Below are 15,781 nucleotides of genomic sequence, written 5' to 3'. Positions count from 1 at the left end.
TGGACATGGAGAATTTGAACTGTAAAATATATGAAGAAGAGAATAATGGTAGCTGGAATTTAAAAGTTGAACATGAAAATGTAAATACCATAACAGCTAGTGGCGGAAATATTGTTGTAGTGTTGGCAGAAGAAGATTACATGGGGAAGTTTGTATATCTATATGATTCAAAAAAGTATAGAGCTATCATAGAATCTCTTTAACCTGACATTTAATGAGAAAGGAAAATGCATATATGAAAGTAACACTATATGAGAAAAGAAGGGAAGAACCGGAAGAGATGTTTGCGCCTTGTTCGAATGAAAGATTGATATGGCTACTTGATTTTATTTGGACTGTTGAAGAGGATAAGGACGCTAGAAAAGTTAGAATTGATTCACTTTTGAATGGAAAAATGATAAATACAAATTCAAGCTCGTTTGTTATTAAAATCAATTAACCTTTATTAGACAAGAGAAAGGAGACGGAGCGGCCGGCCGGCGCAGAGATATCTCGGCTCCTTTTGCAAAATGATAAGACAGATGGAGTTGCCGGTATATGGAGATTATGTAGCCGGTGCAATAAAAGATATAAGAAGGATGTCGCGAGTAAAAGGAAAGCTTTGCCTTAGATTTTCCGGAGGAAAAGACAGCATAGTTGCAAAATGGCTTTTTGACCAGGCCGGTGTTGAATATGAATGTAGATTCAGTCGCACAAGTGTTGACCCACCAGAATTACTGAAATTCATACACACATATTATCCAGACGTGATTGAGGAACGGAACCGAACAACGATGTTTAAGATGATTGTTGAGAAAGGGTTCCCGCCTACAAGGGTGTGCCGATATTGCTGCCAGGAATTTAAGGAGCGCAATACATGTCCTAAAAATGTAATTACGGTTACGGGCGTGAGGAATGCAGAAAGCAAAAAGAGGAGCGAAAGGCACAAAATAGAGACATGTTTAGCATTCCGTGGTGTGACATTGTATCATCCAATCATTAAATGGACAGAAGAACAGGTGTGGAAGGTGATTCTCGACAATCATTTGCCATATCCGGTGCTATACGACGAAGGATTCGACCGTATAGGATGTGTTGGATGTCCTCTCACATCGTGGAGAAAAATCAAGAGGGAGTTTGAGCGCTGGATAAATTTTGAAAGAGCTTATCTCTGGGCTTTTGAAAGGATGTTAGAAGGTCGGGATTTTGACAGATGGAAAACCAAATACGATGTAATGGAATGGTACATATATGGGGTACGGGAGAAGTACAAAGCCCTAGAGGTGGAAGGGCAGCAAAGTTTCCATGCGGACCTTTCCGAAAACACATTGTATTATGGGGATTATTATGAACATAAACCGCATGAAGGTGGCGACATGACGGTAGATGCTGCAAGGAATATCTTACTTAATTAAACGGGCATTTAGGAAATAAAAGGAAGGAGGCGGAAGCTCCTGCAGGGCAAGTGTACACGGCTTCCTTTCAAAAAAATGATTAATGGAGAATTGATAGTAGATAATTTTGCCGGTGGCGGCGGTGCTTCTACCGGAATAGAAATGGCAACAGGGTACAGCGTGGATATTGCAATCAACCATGACCCTGAAGCGATAAAGATGCACAAGGCGAACCATCCAAACACAAGGCATTATTGTGAAAGTGTATGGGATGTGGACCCGGTAAAGGCATGTAATGGTCATCCGGTAGGGCTTGCTTGGTTTTCGCCGGATTGTAAACATTTCAGCAAAGCTAAAGGCGGAAAGCCTGTAGAAAAGAAAATCAGAGGCCTTGCGTGGATTGTACTGAAATGGGCGGCACTGGTAAGGCCAAGGGTGATAATGCTGGAAAATGTAGAAGAATTCCAGACTTGGGGACCATGCAAACCAAAACGGGACAAGGAGACAGGCAGAGTGCTTGTAAGCTTGCCGGATGGGAAAACAAGGGTGGCAGCACCTGGGGAAGTGGTAGGGGTTGGTCTACAGATTTTTGAGCCGGACCCTGGAAGAAAGGGACAAACATATAAGCGGTGGAGAAGACAGCTCGAAAGACTTGGTTATGAAATTGATGCAAAGGAGCTGGTTGCCGCAGACTATGGAGCACCAACCATGCGAAAAAGATTCTTCATGATTGCCCGATGTGACGGGAGGCCGATTGTCTGGCCAGAGCCGACGCACGGGCCGGCAGACAGTGAGGCAGTTAAGGCGGGATTGTTAAAGCCTTACGTGGGAGCTTATACCCAGATAGATTTCAGCCGTCCCTGTCCATCCATTTTTGACACAGCAGAAGAAATCAAGAAAAAATATGGAATCCGAGCGGTGCGTCCATTGGCACCGAAAACTATGGAGCGGATTGCAAGAGGGCTAAAAAAGTTTGTGATTGATAATGCGGAGCCTTTTATAGTGCAAGTCAACCACAGCGGGGCAAAGTCGGATTACTGCAACAGCATGAAGGACCCATTGAGAGTAATCACATCCAAGCATGGATTTGGGATTGTAGAACCTTATATTGTGCCTATCGGCTATGGGGAGAGAAAAGGGCAGGAACCACGCATACATGATATCGAAGAACCTCTTCCGACTATTGTAAGTAGCGGAAAGCATTATCTGTGTGAGTCTTACATGATACAGTATCATTCCGAGACAGCGGCAGGAGAAGTCAGAGGACAGGAAATTACGGACCCAATTATGACGGTGGATAGTTCAAACAGATACGGGCTTGTGACATCATTTTTAAGCAAATTCTACGGGACCGCAACCGGTCAGGACGAAAGGGAACCGCTACACACCATTACAACATCTGCGGGGCATTTTGGAGAGGTAAGAGCCTTTCTCGTAAAGTATTACGGGCAGGGTATAGGACAGGATGTGAGGAAACCGCTTGATACCATACCAACACGTGACCGATTTGGGCTTGTTACGATACAAGGGGTAGAATATCAGATTGTGGATATTGGGCTTCGGATGCTGGAACCACGGGAACTATACGGGTGTCAGGGATTCCCGGATGATTACATAATAGATTATGATTGCGACGGAAAAAGCTACCCCCGGACTGAGCAAGTTAAAAGGTGCGGCAATGCAGTATGTCCACCCATACCGGCGGCACTGATAAGGGCAAACCTGCCAGAGTTGTGTATAGGCAAGAGGATGCCAAATATGAGGATAGATGACAGCCAGGAACAGCTAAGATTTGCGTAATTAAACCGCGATTTAAAGGGAAGAAGCCCGCATAAGCGGGCTAACCTTCCTGGCGTAGGTAGTTGTAGAGGATGTCGATGAACTCGCCATTCGCCGGCCTCTGAGCAAGCTCGTATCCGGCAAGCTGATGCAGGAGCTTGCGGTTGCCCTTGTTCCAGCAGCTTGAGATTGCCGTACGCATGCAGTGCGCGACGTTGTCCCTGGACGTGCCGAAATGTCTTGCGACATCCACATACAGCGTCTTATGGACGGAGAGCAGATAGTCCTCGCTTGCCAGGCAGAGCTGCAGCGCGTAGAGGAGGAAGTGGAATCCCTTCAGGTTGGAGCGTATCCCAAGCTTCAGTAACAGTATCCTTATCTTTTGCATGATGCCTCCTTGTGACCTTACAATCTGATTGTAAACAATACGTTGCAAAAAGAAGATAGGCGGGTGCGAACAGGTTAAAAAGAGACAACAATCGACAATAAAAGATTAAAACAGAAATGTTACGACAAAGGAGATGAAACAATGAGAAAATGTAGAAGGACCAGGAAAGCATGCGCCTTGGATGAGCAGGCCCGCCTTTCCGATATGGAGGAACGGAACCCCGGACGGGAGGCCAAGGAGAGGTTCGAGCGGCCGGCCTACCAGGTCAGCCCTCTGTCCCTCCAGGCCCGGCAGCTTATCAGGAGCCAGGGGAGGCAGCTGGAGCATAAGAGCGTTACAGAATATATGAGAGGCAGGGGAGTGGATAGGATTGGACAAGAATATTCTGATTGAATGTGCAGATATGAAAGAGGAAATAAAAGACTTAAGAAGTAGGATAGATAAAGGCAGGAAGGAGCTGGACAGGCTGAACAGCATGGTAGTTACGGACGCCGTCTCATGTGGCAAGAAGGGAAAGAAGCCGCTCCGCATGGTGAAGATTCAGGGAAGGCCTACGGCATTAATCACTCAGAAGAACCGGCTCCTTACCAGGAGAATCGCCCGGCTGGAGAGATTGGAGCTGGAGCTTCTGGAACTTACGGTCCAGGCGGAGGAATACATAGAGCAGATTGGAAAAAGCGAGCTTAGGATAATGTTCCGGCTATATTTCATAGACGACTTGACCTATCCGAAAGTGGCTGAAAAGATGAACTCTATGTTCCCGAGAAGGAACATAGCCTATACGGATGAGAATGTAAAGAAAAGAATCCAAAGATTTTTTGAAAATGTCCCCCAATGTCCCGAAGAAAAGGGGTATAGTTTAGACTGAAGGAAGTGGCTGAAACACTTTTTCCTCTCGCGATACACACACATAAACCTGAAAGGGAGTCCTGCTTGGTGCGGGGCTTCTTTTCGTTGCTTGACGAAAGCAAACACATGTTCTAATATAATTGTATAATCCATACACATAAATTGCACATACATTTGTTGATAATTGTCAGAATTTGGTATATTATGGAATCAGATGTGATGGTTTGAGTGTAAGGTGAAGTGTGTGGAGGATAAAGTATGAGCATAATGCTATATTTTGGAAAAGTTAATTTAATATCTGAACATGTTTACAAAGTTTATTCAGGTGAGATACAAATGAGAGAAATACTTTCAAATCTTCTGATAAATTTTAAAGACGGATTGCAATACCAAGAGGAAAACTCATATATAGGCGATGATGGAGAGCAACATACCAATGTGATAGAATATAGTGTATATGTTAAAGAAAAAACGGATACTTTTATAAGAGGAAGATTAGATAAAAAATTTAGACTCTTATATAAAGAAAAAAATCCTATAACAAGGGAGTTAGAAACGAAAGGTATTACTAATACAGATGCAATAGAATTTTATTTTGATATATTTAATGAAATGGTGGGATATAACACTAGTATTCGATTTGGACATAAAAAATTCCTTGAGATTTTTGGTATAATGATAAATCTATCAATGGATAAGGCAGAATTGGATTATCGTTTTATAGTAGATCGATATACGAATGGTATAGACATTAAAGAATTATATAGAGAATTAAAGGAAATTAAAGCAATCCAAAAATTAAGTTTTACATTCAGACCAATTAATCCAGACAAACAAACACTTAAATCTATACAAGATAACGGAAAAGATAGGCTGGAACAATTTGAGAACGCAAATCTATCTACAAAGAGTATTTTACTTACATCTGCGAGTAAACTAGGGTTAAACATTGATTCATATATCGTGAGGGAGCAACTGGATGAAGCGGATAATTTACAACGAGACGTAGATGCGAGGAATGCAACTAGTAAGGGGTATGTAAAAGTTGAGGCTACTGGAAGAGATGGTGTTACAAAAAGCACAGAAGATAAGGCACCAATAAAGAGGAAAATTCATAGAATGTCAGAGTTTGTTAAAGCTTGTGAAGATGTAATAAGACAAATAAATGCGAGATCTTTTGATAATGAGGAATAATTATGGGCGGTAGAAGCAGGAAAGGTGACCTAGTTAATATAATGGAGTGGGAAGTTAGAGTCTCAATCGTCGTTACAGTGTTATTTTTTGCTATGTTTCTATATATCCATATATATGAGATGTTTTCTGTTTATGAAAAAGTTATTTACGACGTCATAATTTGCTTGGAGGGTGCGTTATTAGGATTGCTTGGTTTTTCACTAAGTGGAATTGCCATTATTGTTAGTTTGTTTACAAAAGAGGAAACAAAGCTTATTAACCGAATAAATGGCGAGGAAAAAATAGAACATATTTTATCTAGTTATAGTTTTTTGGCACAGAATATTGGAATTCAGTGCTTGATGTTATTATTGTTACTGTTCTTATTAAAAAGCAATCAGCCTATAGTGAATATCTATGTTTTCTATGTGGCCATGATAGTAGAAACCTATCACTTATCATTTATTATTTTCTATACGGTTGCACTTGTAAAGAATTGCGTTGAATTATACAAGGTTAAAAATATATATTCACGAATTGAAAATATAAAAAAAACATTGCATGACACAGTAAATGAAGTAAAGATAGATTTTATTTTTTCTACATTGATTGAAAATTATCATTGTCCATCGGAAGAGGTGATAGATAAATTGCTGTTATTTGTCAAAGAATCAAATGTAAAGGATAAACAAACCATTATAGACTATATAAAGAATCAATATGATAAAAAATAATGATGACTCCGGAGCCTTCGGGCCTCGGGGTATTTTTATGCGATAAAACAGGATGGAGGTGAGCCTGGATGACAACAAAACAAAAGATATTTGCAGATGAATATTTAGTAGACTTGAATGCCACACGGGCTTACAAAGCCGCTTACCCGTGTGTGAAGAAGGACACCGTGGCAGCTACCAATGGAGGGAGATTGCTTAGAAATGCTGAGGTTAAAAAGTATATTGATGGTTGCCTGGAAGAAATGCATAGTAAAAGAACCGCGGATGCCCAGGAGGTAATGGAATATCTTTCTTCAGTACTACGCGGAGAGAGCCAGGCAGAAGAGATTGTTGTAGAAGGAATTGGGGAAGGATGCAGTGAAGCCAGGGCGATAAAAAAAGCACCGTCGGAAAAAGATAGGCTAAAGGCAGCTGAGCTTCTTGGAAAAAGATATTCTCTCTTCAAGGACAAACTAGAGCTTGATGCGGACATGGAGCTTAACATCAGCATCGATTATGGTGGAGATGATACAGAATGAACATCTTGGTAAAGGCGAATCCCTGCTTCATGGAGGCGGACAGGAGCCAGAAGAGATATATCGTAATGAAAGGCTCTGCCGGTTCCGGCAAGAGTACCGATACCGCTCAGAACTATCTGCTCCGCCTGATGCAGGATAAGGGCAGGAACCTGGTCTGCATCCGCAAGTCAGACATCACAAACCGGGACAGCACCTATGCAGAGCTTACAGGGGCAGCCTACCGGATGTTCGGGGATAAGGCAGACCGATACTGGAACATCAAGCAGAGCCCATTACAGCTCACCTGCAGGGCCAATGGGAACCAGATAATCTTCCGCGGGGTAAATGATGAAAAGCAGCGGGAGAAGCTGAAGTCCATCACATTCCAACGGGGGAAGCTGACAGATGTGTGGATTGAGGAGTCTACAGAAATCACGCAGGGGGACTTTGAGATTATAGACGACCGGCTAAGGGGCGAGCTCCCGACCGGACAGTTCTACCAGATAAGGATGACCTTCAATCCGGTAAGCAGCAGCCACTGGATTAAGAAGGTCTTTTTTGATGTCCCAGACTCTAACGTGCTGACTCACCACAGCACTTACCTGATGAACCGTTTTATCGATGCCGCCTACCACGCCCGTATGGAAAGGCGTAAGGAAGTGGATCCGGATGGATACCGCATCTATGGCCTGGGGGAATGGGGAGAGATTGGAGGGCTGATTCTCCATAACTGGCGGGTAGAGGAAATCTCACAGAATCTGGATGATTATGATGATATCTCCATCGGGCAGGATTTCGGCTTTAACCATGCAAATGCAATTCTCTTACTTGGAATGAAGGATGGGAACATTTATGTGCTGCAGGAAATCTATGTGTTTGAGAAAGAGACGGCAGAGATTATCCCTCTGGCAATCAAGGCGGCAATCCCTACGAAGCGGATTATGTGGTGCGATTCCGCAGAGCCTGACAGGATTAAGACATGGAGGACAGCCGGCTTCATGGCAATGCCAGTGGTCAAGGAAAAGACCGACGAGAAGAAGTACCAGGCTGCTCAGATTGACTGGCTGAAAGGGATTGTCTCAAAAGACAAGGCAATCAAGCGGATGATATACGTCCACCCTTCATGCACAAATACCATCAAGGAGTTGCAGCAGTGGAAATGGAAGAAGGATGAACGGACCGGAGAATACCTTGACGAGCCGGTGCCGTTCCAGGATGATGCGATGGCGGCCCTCAGATATGGGGTAGAGGGATGGAGGAAAGGAAAAGTGAAACTGAAAACATTTAAAGGAGGAATATAGAGATGCATTCAAAGAGACCATATAAGCTGCCGAAGCCGCTGTTATGTGATGCTGATGTAGTGATAGATATGGAGCTGATAAATAAGTACGTCGCATTGCATGAGGAACGTTTTCCGAGATATGAGTATCTGGAAAACTTATATCGGGGCTTCCATGATATCTTCCATTTGCCAGAGAAACCAGAGTGGAAACCGGATAACCGGCTGGCGGTCAATTTCCCAAGATATATCACAGATACATTCCTAGGATATGCCTATGGCGTACCCATCAAACGCAGTCACGAGGATGATACTGTCAATGAGGCAATTACTGAATTTGACCGGAACAACAATGTTACAGACCATGAGTTTGAGCTTGCGAAAAAAGCATGTATTTACGGGCACGCTTATGAATACCTCTACCAGGATGAAGAGACGCACACAAGGCTGGCAGCCTGCAATCCCAAAGAAGCGTTTATAGTCTACGATGACACTGTGAAGGGGAAGGCTTTATTTGCTGTTAGGTACGGGTATAAGGAAGATGGCGTTACAAGGTTTGGGGATTTGCTTACCCGGGCGGAGCTTTATGAATTTACGGGAACTACCTTGTCCGAGGGAAAAGAAAACCCATACGGCATGCTGCCAATCGTGGAGTATGCAATGAACCAGGAGCGTATCGGGATATTCGAAGAAGTTTCGGGGCTTGTCGAGTCGTACAATAAAGCGATTGGTGAGAAGGCAAATGATGTGGATGCATTTGCAGAGGCTTATCTTGCAGTGCTTGGAGCAGAACTGGATGATGAAGATGTGTACCGTATCCGTGATGACAGAATCATAAATCTGTATGGTACAAATAATGCGAAAGAAATCTTAGTGCAGTTTTTAGCCAAACCCACCGCGGACGGTTCTCAGGAAAATTTGCTTGATAGATTGGAAACGCTCATCTATCAGATTAGCATGGTGTCAAATATATCAGATGAGAGCTATGGGAACTCTTCCGGTACGGCACTGGCTTATAAATTACAGGCAATGAGCAACCTGGCCCTTACGATGGACCGGAAGATGATAAAGAGCATGAATAAACGGTATAAATTATTCTGCAGTCTTTCTACGAATGTTTCCAATTCAGAGGCCTGGAAGGATATCAAATATAAGCCGACCAGGAATATCCCCAAGAATATTCTGGAAGAGGCTCAGACAGCTCAGGCGCTTGAAGGAATAGCCTCTCAAGAAACACAGCTCAGCGTGCTCAGCATTATCGATAACGTGGGGGATGAGATCGAGAAACTGAAAAAAGAGGAAGAGGCTAGGGAAATCAAGATAGACAGGCAGATGTTTGGAGTGGGTGCGGATGGACAGTAGGGAATACTGGAGGAAAAGGGAAGAAGAGAACCTTATCAGGAATCTAAAGACCGAGGCTGAGTACATAAAGGCCATCAATGGTTACTATGATTACATGCTGGACCAGATTCAGAAGGAAATCAACGGCTTCTATACCAAATATGCCAAGGCAGAAGGAATCACGCTGGCGGAGTCGAAGAGGAAGGTATCCAATCTGGATATCGAGGCCTATGGGCGTAAGGCTGCCAGGTACGTGAAGGAGAAGAACTTTTCAAAAGAGGCTAATGACGAGATGCGGCTCTACAACGCCACTATGAAGATTAACCGGCTGGAGCTGCTGAAGGCCAATATCGGCCTGGAGCTGGTGGACGGTTTCGATAGGATTCAGAAATATTTTGAAGAGATACTGACAGAGCGCACCTTGTCTGAATTCGAGCACCAGGCAGGCATACTTGGGGAGACAATCCATAACAATGCGCTGGCTGCACACGCGATTGTGAATGCTTCCTTTAGCAATGCAAGCTATTCAGACCGCATCTGGATGTACCAAGGCATGATGAAGGCAGAGCTTTCCAAGCTGCTACAGACGGGGCTCATACAGGGGCGGAATCCCAGGCAGCTTGCCACGCATCTGCAGAAGCTGTTTGATGTACGAAAAAGTGATGCAGAGCGTCTGATGAGGACGGAGCTGGCAAGAGTGCAGACGGAGGCACAGAAGCAGTCTTATGCGCGGAACGGATACGACCAGTATGTTTTTATCGCATTAGGGACAGCTTGTAAGGATTGCGCCGACATGGACAACGGAAAACCTATTAACATAGCTGATATGATGCCAGGAACAAATGCACCGCCTATTCACCCGAATTGCAGATGCAGTACGGCGGCTTACATGGACCGGGAAGAGTTTGAAAAGTGGTTAAGAGATAAAGGACCAGAAGAATCAGATATAGCAAGGTCGCTATCTGATAAGATTATGGGATTAAATAAACAGAAGAAAGAATTTATTAGAAATCTGTCATTTGTTGATAATAGGGATGTCAGAATCCTGTTAACGCAATCCTTAGACAGAGTAAAAATAAAGAGGGCACAAGGTAGGCATTCTAAGTTTTCTTCAAAAGAAGGAACGGTATATTTGTCGAAGAGTGCAGACTCTTCTACATTGGCCCATGAATTGTTTCATGAAATTAATAATACTTACAAGCTTACAAAAAGCGGCCTGCTGAATAAAAGCATCCAATCTGATTTCAGACGGTTAGAAAGCCAAGCAAGGGGATATGGAAAAAGAATTGAAGAAATGTTATACTCTAAATATAAGAATGCATTTATACATTACGATGATACACTAATCTTAAAGAAAGAGTATAGAGCAGTTTCCGATATTCTTAGCGGCATGACGGGAGATGCCTTAAATATGGGATATGGACATACTTCAAAATACTGGGAAAAGTCTGGGGCGATTGAGTCAGAAGCGTTTTCTCAAATTGGAAGAGCTCTGTATGAAAATAACTCAAATGTTCTGGTTATGATGAAAGACATATTCCCGGATTCATATAATGAAGTGATAAAAACGTTGGAAAGGATGATGAAATAATGTGGCATGGAGAAACTACACCTGAGTTAGATGAACTAAATAAAGAATATTATGCCCTATTTGGCGTTTTTCCATTTGGACATATGGAATTTGAATATGGTGCTGATGAGTATGACGAATATGTCAAGGATATAAGAAAGGCTCTTCGTATAAAAAAACCATTAACAGATTTTGTTGAATAGCGACCACCAGTCAATCATGGCCGGTGGTTTTCTTATGCATATTTTCAGAAGGAGGAGTGAGAGGATTGATTGAAGTAAGCGTCCGAAAGGACGGGATAACGGTCTCCGGCCATGCAGGATATGCTCCGACCGGACAGGACATTGTGTGTGCAGGCGTAACGGCATTGACACAAACACTAATCAAATCCATAGAGGGTTTAGCAGAGGACAAAATTCAATACAGCATATCACCTGGAAAGGTTGATATAGAATATGGGAATCTATCGTAGAGGTCGCGGACTCTGGTGGATTCCTTTTTCATCGGTATCTGCATGGTTGCCGATGAGTATCCGGATTATGTCCGGATAGTGTAGCATTTGTCTTTTTACGGCTGCAGACGCCATAAAGAACATCCGGTTATGCCGACGGGCACAAAACGGTAGGCCGAATAAAAATCAAACGGAGGTATTTGAACATGAAACACAGAAATAATCATTACGGAGTACAGGAGATTTTTGGAAAGGCAGGGTATAACCTGCAGCTCTTTGCTGAGAATCCCGAAGATCCAGAGGAGGACCCGGAAGAAGATCCGGAAGATGAACCCGAGGACGACCCAGAACAGGACCCGGAAACAGAGAAAAAGAAAAAGGGCAGGCTCTACACAAAAGCAGAGCTTGGGGCAATCGTAGCAAAAGAGGTCGAAAAGGCTCTAAAAGAACAGCGTGAAAAAGAAAAGCATAAGTCAGAGGCTCAGAAGCTGGAGGATATGACAACAGAAGAACGCAAGGCTTATGAAGAAAAGCAGAAGGAAAATAAGATGGCAGAGCTGGAGCGTAAGGTTGCCAGGATGGAACTGTCAAAGACCGCTTCTAAACTGTTGAAAGCTTCGGATATTGATGTATCGGAAGAGGTGCTTGACTTCGTTGTCGGAAAGGATGCCGAAGAGACCAAAGAGAATATTGAGAAATTCGTAAAGATTAAGGACACTATCGTGCTTGCGGCGGAAAAGGCACGGAACACAGGCAGGACGCCGAAGGTTGTCACTGGTGGCTCGAAAAAGGAGATAACCAAGGATGACCTTGTGAAAATGCCATATAAAGAGGTATTGGCATTTAAGCAGAAGGAACCAGAGAAATATAAGAAACTTATGGAGGAATAAGACATGAGAAAATTTAATTTACAGCTGTTTGCAGACGAGCTTACACAGCTGGCACAGATGATTGACCCGGAAGTAATGGCACAGATGATCAGTGCACAGCTTCCGAAAGCAATCAAGTTCAGTGGTATTGCACCGGTTGACACTACGCTGGAAGGAACACCAGGTTCTACAGTAACCATTCCAAAGTTTAAGTACATTGGAGACGCGCAGGATGTGGCAGAAGGGGCTGCCATTGATTACACCATGCTTGAGACCACCAGCGATAAGTATACCATCAAGAAAGCCGGGAAGGGTGTGAAGCTGACGGATGAGGCGGTACTAAGCGGTTATGGCGACCCGGTAGGGGAAGCTCAGAAACAGGTAAGGATGGCTATTGCGTCCAAGGTGGACAATGATATTGTTGCGGCGGCAAAGGAAACAACGCTTTCCGTGGCACATGCCATTGATATTGACTTGATTGACCAGCTAGAAGCAACCTTTGAGGACGCTCCGGACGCCATCGAGGAAGAAGATGCCGGAACTGTGGGTGTTCTGTTCCTGTCCTATAAGGATACTGCAAAGCTCAGAAAGGCGGCAGGTTCTGATTGGACAAAGGCAAGTGACCTGGGAGATAACATCCTGATTTCCGGAGCATTTGGCGAACTGCTTGGGTGGGAGATTGTCCGCTCTAAAAAGATTTTAGAAGGAGAAGGGCTTGCGGTGAAGACCGGAGCATTAAAGACTTTCCTGAAACGCAGCGTGCTTGCCGAGAAAGAGAGGGATATTGACCATAAGCTGACAAAGTTCAATGCGGACCAGCATTATGTTGTAGCCCTTGTGGATGAAACCAAATGTATCAAAATCACAAAGCCAACAGGAGCTTAAGGAGGAAGCGTATGTATAAGGTAATTAGATTTTTTACGGATCTACAAGATGACGAGCACCCTTACGACGTGGGGAATACGTTCCCTCGGGAAGGGATTGAGGTCACAGAAGAGCGCCTGGCAGAGCTTGCCGGGCCTTCCAACAGGCAGGGAGTCCCGCTGATTGAGCTAGTGGATGAAGACAAAGGGGAAGAGGCTGTACCGGAAGAGAAACCGAAGAGGACCAGGAAGAAAGCTGCGGAATGATAGGGAGGTGTCGAGATGCTTGAGAAATTGAAGATGCTCCTAGGACTCGACCAGGAAGATGCAGAGCTGGATGAGAAGCTGAACTGGATTATTTCGTCTACCCAAAAGAGGCTGAAGCTCCTCCTTGGCGGAATCGAACCGCCTGATGAGATGGATTACATCGTCATCGACGTGTCCATCATCCGGTTCAACCGAATCGGCTCCGAGGGCATGAAGAGCCAGGGAGTCGAGGGGGAGAGCATCAGCTTCAGCGATGACGACTTTTCGGGGTTCAGGGAAGAGATACAGGCATTCCTTGACAGCCAGAAGGATGCAACGAAGGGGAGGCTGAGATTCCTATGAGGTATGACACGCCTGTCTTCTTCCAGAAGATAGAAGCCGGAGCGTATGATCCGGATACCGGCAATTACGAAGCGGATGCCGTCCATGAGGCACAGAAATGGGCTAACGTGACAGATTCAGGAGTGGAAACCTTGCATCTCCTGTATGGAGAATTGAGGCAGGGAATCCTCACAATCCGACTGCAAAGGCCCTATACGGAATCGTTCGACCGTATCCGGATAGGCAGCAGGACATACAAGGTGGACTTCAGCAGAGGCGGAAAAACATTTGTAGCAAGTGAGGTGCAGTGATGGGAGTTAAGATTACAGGTGCAGGCGAGCTGCGGGCAGCGCTGAAAAGGAATGCCGATTTAAGCTCTGTCAGACGCATAGTGCACCAGAACGGTGCAGAGCTGCAGGCAAAGGCTCAGAGGAATGCGCCGGTAGATACCGGTACATTGAAAAGAAGCATCGGCATGGAGATATCAGATGGAGGACGGACTGCTACAGTGGCGCCGGTGGCAGAATATGCACCGTATCCGGAGTTCGGTACGCGGTTCATGGCAGCGCAGCCCTATGTGGGACCCGCATTCTGGGAGCAGAAAGAGCAGTTCAAGAGCGACATGGGAAAACTTGCGAGGTGATGAGATGGACCCACAGCAGGAGCTTTTTACGGAACTCTTAATAAGAATCAAGGCAGAGGGGTATGACGTATATGACGGATTTTTACCGCCAGAGGGTACGCCATACCCCTTCGTCTATCTGGCCGACAGCCAGCAGACGGATGTGGCCAACAAGTCAGCCGTATTCGGGAACGTATACCAGACCATCCATGTCTGGAGCAATACGCCGAAGAACCGGGGGACGGTGTCGGAAATGCTGCTCGGCATCAAGAACATTTGCCGCAGGATGAGGGACACGGATAATTTCACCTGGCTGCTGAAGAACGTAAGCCAGCGGATACTGCCGGATAACACGACAAAAGAACCTCTCCTTCACGGTATTCTTGAAGTGGAGTTTAAATTTTATTAAGTCAGGAGGATATGACATGGAAAAACCTATTTTAGGAAAGGACAAGATATTGAAGTTCAGGAGGCTGGCGGATGCAACGAAAGAAGGCGCGGCAAGGCTGGCCCTCCAGGTGGAGCATACGATCAAGTACGAGGCCAACACGGACTCCCAGATGACGAAGGACGGGCCAATCAACTACAGCGGCGGCCTTACCACGACAATCGAAATGACAGCAGTCTCTACCAGGGACGCCGTCAACAACATGCTCAGGCAGGCAGTGCTGAAGCAGGAGGTTCTGGAGGTATGGGAGATAGACCTTGGAGCAGAGCCGACGGATGGCAAATACCCGGCGAAATATGGACAGGGCCTGCTTTCGGAGTGGGAGGACCCGGCAAATGTCGAGGAAGCGGCACAGTTCTCCACGACATTCAACGTGGACGGCGAGCTGCAGGATGGCCTTGTGACGGTGCCGGATGCGGATATCAAGGAGATACAGTATGTATTCAGGGATACGGAAGCGGTAGCGCCAACACCAGCACCAGACGCAGGCGCCTAAGAACGGGATAGGAGGATGACTTCCTCCTACCCTCCATTAAGAAAGGATGAAGATGATGACATTAGATATAAACGGGAAAGAATGCGAACTTAACTTTGGAATCGGGTTTATCAGAGACCTTGACAAGAAGTATTTCGTCCAGAGCAAGTCCGGCATGAAGTTCGGCAACGGGCTGGAAATCAAGATTCCGCTGCTTCTGGTCGGAGATGTAGTGACGCTGGCTGAATTCATCCATATGGGAACGGCACGGATGGACAAGCGCCGGCCGAGCATGCAGGAAATTGATGACTTCATCGATAGAGCGGAAGATATCGACGCAGTATTTAGCGAGGTAATCGATGAGCTAAAAAAGTCAAATGCCTGCAAGAGAAAGCTCCAGGAAATGGAAAAGGAGCTGAAGGAAGTGGAAGAAGGGCTGAAAGGATAGAAAGCTCGCAGGAAACTTATGAGCATATCGTATT

Annotated in this window: 24 protein-coding genes; 23 read left to right on the top strand and 1 reads right to left on the bottom strand. The window is 45.0% G+C overall.

The window, feature by feature from the left end; translation table 11 throughout:
- The first annotated feature begins 5 nt into the window (after positions 1-5).
- From HMPREF0980_RS17975 to HMPREF0980_RS17960, 4 genes are all read left to right on the top strand, one after another.
- The gene (locus HMPREF0980_RS17975) at positions 6-203 is read left to right on the top strand and encodes a hypothetical protein (RefSeq protein ID WP_242847443.1); all 198 of its coding nucleotides are present in this window, start codon (positions 6-8) and stop codon (positions 201-203) included.
- Between the two features lie 32 nt (positions 204-235).
- A complete protein-coding gene (locus HMPREF0980_RS17970; RefSeq protein WP_049730454.1) occupies positions 236-439 on the top strand; it encodes a hypothetical protein in 204 nt (67 codons plus the stop codon).
- Positions 440-521: 82 nt separating this feature from the next.
- Positions 522-1,394 (top strand): phosphoadenosine phosphosulfate reductase family protein, encoded by an 873-nt coding sequence (locus HMPREF0980_RS17965; RefSeq protein ID WP_242847442.1) that lies wholly within the window; start codon positions 522-524, stop codon positions 1,392-1,394.
- 90 nt (positions 1,395-1,484) lie between these two features.
- Positions 1,485-3,173, top strand: coding sequence for a DNA cytosine methyltransferase (locus tag HMPREF0980_RS17960; protein WP_330375948.1), 1,689 nt, complete (start codon positions 1,485-1,487; stop codon positions 3,171-3,173).
- A gap of 40 nt (positions 3,174-3,213) precedes the next feature.
- Here the strand turns inward: HMPREF0980_RS17960 and HMPREF0980_RS17955 are convergent, their stop codons facing one another.
- The gene (locus HMPREF0980_RS17955; protein ID WP_084002952.1) at positions 3,214-3,540 is read right to left on the bottom strand and encodes a sporulation initiation factor Spo0A C-terminal domain-containing protein; all 327 of its coding nucleotides are present in this window, start codon (positions 3,538-3,540) and stop codon (positions 3,214-3,216) included.
- Between the two features lie 141 nt (positions 3,541-3,681).
- Here HMPREF0980_RS17955 and HMPREF0980_RS17950 point away from each other — a divergent pair, with 141 nt between their 5' ends.
- The 19 genes from HMPREF0980_RS17950 (at position 3,682) to HMPREF0980_RS17860 (ending at position 15,747) form a co-directional block, all read left to right on the top strand.
- Positions 3,682-3,933, top strand: a complete 252-nt coding sequence (locus HMPREF0980_RS17950) for a hypothetical protein (protein ID WP_049730451.1) — start codon at positions 3,682-3,684, stop codon at positions 3,931-3,933.
- Entirely contained in the window at positions 3,911-4,408 is a 498-nt protein-coding gene (locus HMPREF0980_RS17945) for a hypothetical protein (protein ID WP_242847441.1), read from the top strand. The genes HMPREF0980_RS17950 and HMPREF0980_RS17945 overlap by 23 nt, the downstream gene beginning before the upstream one ends.
- 239 nt (positions 4,409-4,647) lie before the next feature.
- Positions 4,648-5,583, top strand: a complete 936-nt coding sequence (locus HMPREF0980_RS17940) for a hypothetical protein (RefSeq protein WP_049730450.1) — start codon at positions 4,648-4,650, stop codon at positions 5,581-5,583.
- A gap of 2 nt (positions 5,584-5,585) precedes the next feature.
- A complete protein-coding gene (locus HMPREF0980_RS17935; RefSeq protein ID WP_049730449.1) occupies positions 5,586-6,296 on the top strand; it encodes a hypothetical protein in 711 nt (236 codons plus the stop codon).
- A gap of 68 nt (positions 6,297-6,364) precedes the next feature.
- Positions 6,365-6,814: a terminase small subunit gene (locus tag HMPREF0980_RS17930; RefSeq protein ID WP_049730448.1), complete on the top strand. Its 450-nt coding sequence runs from the start codon at positions 6,365-6,367 to the stop codon at positions 6,812-6,814.
- Positions 6,811-8,094, top strand: a complete 1,284-nt coding sequence (locus HMPREF0980_RS17925; RefSeq protein ID WP_049730447.1) for a PBSX family phage terminase large subunit — start codon at positions 6,811-6,813, stop codon at positions 8,092-8,094. Before HMPREF0980_RS17930 ends, HMPREF0980_RS17925 begins: the two co-directional genes overlap by 4 nt.
- Positions 8,095-8,096: 2 nt before the next feature.
- Positions 8,097-9,434 carry a phage portal protein gene (locus HMPREF0980_RS17920; protein ID WP_049730446.1) on the top strand — a complete coding sequence of 446 codons (1,338 nt, stop codon included), beginning with the start codon at positions 8,097-8,099 and terminating at the stop codon, positions 9,432-9,434.
- A complete protein-coding gene (locus HMPREF0980_RS17915) occupies positions 9,424-11,004 on the top strand; it encodes a minor capsid protein (protein ID WP_049730445.1) in 1,581 nt (526 codons plus the stop codon). The genes HMPREF0980_RS17920 and HMPREF0980_RS17915 overlap by 11 nt, the downstream gene beginning before the upstream one ends.
- A complete protein-coding gene (locus HMPREF0980_RS17910; protein WP_049730444.1) occupies positions 11,004-11,186 on the top strand; it encodes a hypothetical protein in 183 nt (60 codons plus the stop codon). Before HMPREF0980_RS17915 ends, HMPREF0980_RS17910 begins: the two co-directional genes overlap by 1 nt.
- Before the next feature lie 65 nt (positions 11,187-11,251).
- Positions 11,252-11,455 carry a ribosomal-processing cysteine protease Prp gene (locus tag HMPREF0980_RS17905; RefSeq protein WP_084002950.1) on the top strand — a complete coding sequence of 68 codons (204 nt, stop codon included), beginning with the start codon at positions 11,252-11,254 and terminating at the stop codon, positions 11,453-11,455.
- Positions 11,456-11,640: 185 nt separating this feature from the next.
- A complete protein-coding gene (locus HMPREF0980_RS17900) occupies positions 11,641-12,324 on the top strand; it encodes a capsid assembly scaffolding protein Gp46 family protein (protein WP_049730443.1) in 684 nt (227 codons plus the stop codon).
- Positions 12,325-12,327: 3 nt separating this feature from the next.
- Entirely contained in the window at positions 12,328-13,188 is an 861-nt protein-coding gene (locus HMPREF0980_RS17895) for a N4-gp56 family major capsid protein (protein ID WP_049730442.1), read from the top strand.
- An 11-nt stretch (positions 13,189-13,199) separates the two neighbouring features.
- The gene (locus HMPREF0980_RS17890) at positions 13,200-13,433 is read left to right on the top strand and encodes a hypothetical protein (protein ID WP_049730441.1); all 234 of its coding nucleotides are present in this window, start codon (positions 13,200-13,202) and stop codon (positions 13,431-13,433) included.
- A gap of 15 nt (positions 13,434-13,448) precedes the next feature.
- The gene (locus HMPREF0980_RS17885) at positions 13,449-13,775 is read left to right on the top strand and encodes a phage head-tail connector protein (RefSeq protein WP_049730440.1); all 327 of its coding nucleotides are present in this window, start codon (positions 13,449-13,451) and stop codon (positions 13,773-13,775) included.
- Complete coding sequence (locus HMPREF0980_RS17880; RefSeq protein ID WP_049730439.1) at positions 13,772-14,065, top strand: hypothetical protein; 294 nt, start codon at positions 13,772-13,774, stop codon at positions 14,063-14,065. Before HMPREF0980_RS17885 ends, HMPREF0980_RS17880 begins: the two co-directional genes overlap by 4 nt.
- Entirely contained in the window at positions 14,065-14,397 is a 333-nt protein-coding gene (locus HMPREF0980_RS17875; RefSeq protein WP_049730438.1) for an HK97-gp10 family putative phage morphogenesis protein, read from the top strand. Before HMPREF0980_RS17880 ends, HMPREF0980_RS17875 begins: the two co-directional genes overlap by 1 nt.
- A gap of 4 nt (positions 14,398-14,401) precedes the next feature.
- Positions 14,402-14,785 (top strand): gp17 family tail completion protein, encoded by a 384-nt coding sequence (locus HMPREF0980_RS17870; RefSeq protein WP_049730437.1) that lies wholly within the window; start codon positions 14,402-14,404, stop codon positions 14,783-14,785.
- A 16-nt stretch (positions 14,786-14,801) separates the two neighbouring features.
- Entirely contained in the window at positions 14,802-15,320 is a 519-nt protein-coding gene (locus HMPREF0980_RS17865; protein WP_049730436.1) for a phage major tail protein, TP901-1 family, read from the top strand.
- 52 nt (positions 15,321-15,372) lie between these two features.
- On the top strand, positions 15,373-15,747 hold the full coding sequence (locus HMPREF0980_RS17860) for a tail assembly chaperone (protein ID WP_198146326.1): 375 nt from the start codon (positions 15,373-15,375) through the stop codon (positions 15,745-15,747).
- Positions 15,748-15,781 lie beyond the last annotated feature (34 nt).

Origin of the sequence: Dorea sp. D27, from assembly GCF_001185345.1 — a bacterium.
Lineage (GTDB): Bacteria > Bacillota > Clostridia > Lachnospirales > Lachnospiraceae > Extibacter.
This window is presented reverse-complemented; position numbering and strand designations above follow the sequence as displayed.

What these genes read in the sequence shown, in the direction of transcription:
- HMPREF0980_RS17950 (WP_049730451.1), top strand. Translation starts at nt 3,682, where the DNA reads ATGAGAAAATGTAGAAGGACCAGGAAAGCATGCGCCTTGGATGAGCAG.
- HMPREF0980_RS17890 (WP_049730441.1), top strand. Translation starts at nt 13,200, where the DNA reads ATGTATAAGGTAATTAGATTTTTTACGGATCTACAAGATGACGAGCAC.
- HMPREF0980_RS17885 (WP_049730440.1), top strand. Translation starts at nt 13,449, where the DNA reads ATGCTTGAGAAATTGAAGATGCTCCTAGGACTCGACCAGGAAGATGCA.
- HMPREF0980_RS17915 (WP_049730445.1), top strand. Translation starts at nt 9,424, where the DNA reads ATGGACAGTAGGGAATACTGGAGGAAAAGGGAAGAAGAGAACCTTATC.
- HMPREF0980_RS17870 (WP_049730437.1), top strand. Translation starts at nt 14,402, where the DNA reads ATGGACCCACAGCAGGAGCTTTTTACGGAACTCTTAATAAGAATCAAG.
- HMPREF0980_RS17875 (WP_049730438.1), top strand. Translation starts at nt 14,065, where the DNA reads ATGGGAGTTAAGATTACAGGTGCAGGCGAGCTGCGGGCAGCGCTGAAA.
- HMPREF0980_RS17900 (WP_049730443.1), top strand. Translation starts at nt 11,641, where the DNA reads ATGAAACACAGAAATAATCATTACGGAGTACAGGAGATTTTTGGAAAG.
- HMPREF0980_RS17955 (WP_084002952.1), bottom strand. Translation starts at nt 3,540, where the DNA reads ATGCAAAAGATAAGGATACTGTTACTGAAGCTTGGGATACGCTCCAAC.
- HMPREF0980_RS17925 (WP_049730447.1), top strand. Translation starts at nt 6,811, where the DNA reads ATGAACATCTTGGTAAAGGCGAATCCCTGCTTCATGGAGGCGGACAGG.
- HMPREF0980_RS17940 (WP_049730450.1), top strand. Translation starts at nt 4,648, where the DNA reads ATGAGCATAATGCTATATTTTGGAAAAGTTAATTTAATATCTGAACAT.
- HMPREF0980_RS17865 (WP_049730436.1), top strand. Translation starts at nt 14,802, where the DNA reads ATGGAAAAACCTATTTTAGGAAAGGACAAGATATTGAAGTTCAGGAGG.
- HMPREF0980_RS17920 (WP_049730446.1), top strand. Translation starts at nt 8,097, where the DNA reads ATGCATTCAAAGAGACCATATAAGCTGCCGAAGCCGCTGTTATGTGAT.
- HMPREF0980_RS17860 (WP_198146326.1), top strand. Translation starts at nt 15,373, where the DNA reads ATGATGACATTAGATATAAACGGGAAAGAATGCGAACTTAACTTTGGA.
- HMPREF0980_RS17975 (WP_242847443.1), top strand. Translation starts at nt 6, where the DNA reads ATGGAGAATTTGAACTGTAAAATATATGAAGAAGAGAATAATGGTAGC.
- HMPREF0980_RS17935 (WP_049730449.1), top strand. Translation starts at nt 5,586, where the DNA reads ATGGGCGGTAGAAGCAGGAAAGGTGACCTAGTTAATATAATGGAGTGG.
- HMPREF0980_RS17895 (WP_049730442.1), top strand. Translation starts at nt 12,328, where the DNA reads ATGAGAAAATTTAATTTACAGCTGTTTGCAGACGAGCTTACACAGCTG.
- HMPREF0980_RS17970 (WP_049730454.1), top strand. Translation starts at nt 236, where the DNA reads ATGAAAGTAACACTATATGAGAAAAGAAGGGAAGAACCGGAAGAGATG.
- HMPREF0980_RS17965 (WP_242847442.1), top strand. Translation starts at nt 522, where the DNA reads ATGGAGTTGCCGGTATATGGAGATTATGTAGCCGGTGCAATAAAAGAT.
- HMPREF0980_RS17910 (WP_049730444.1), top strand. Translation starts at nt 11,004, where the DNA reads ATGTGGCATGGAGAAACTACACCTGAGTTAGATGAACTAAATAAAGAA.
- HMPREF0980_RS17930 (WP_049730448.1), top strand. Translation starts at nt 6,365, where the DNA reads ATGACAACAAAACAAAAGATATTTGCAGATGAATATTTAGTAGACTTG.
- HMPREF0980_RS17880 (WP_049730439.1), top strand. Translation starts at nt 13,772, where the DNA reads ATGAGGTATGACACGCCTGTCTTCTTCCAGAAGATAGAAGCCGGAGCG.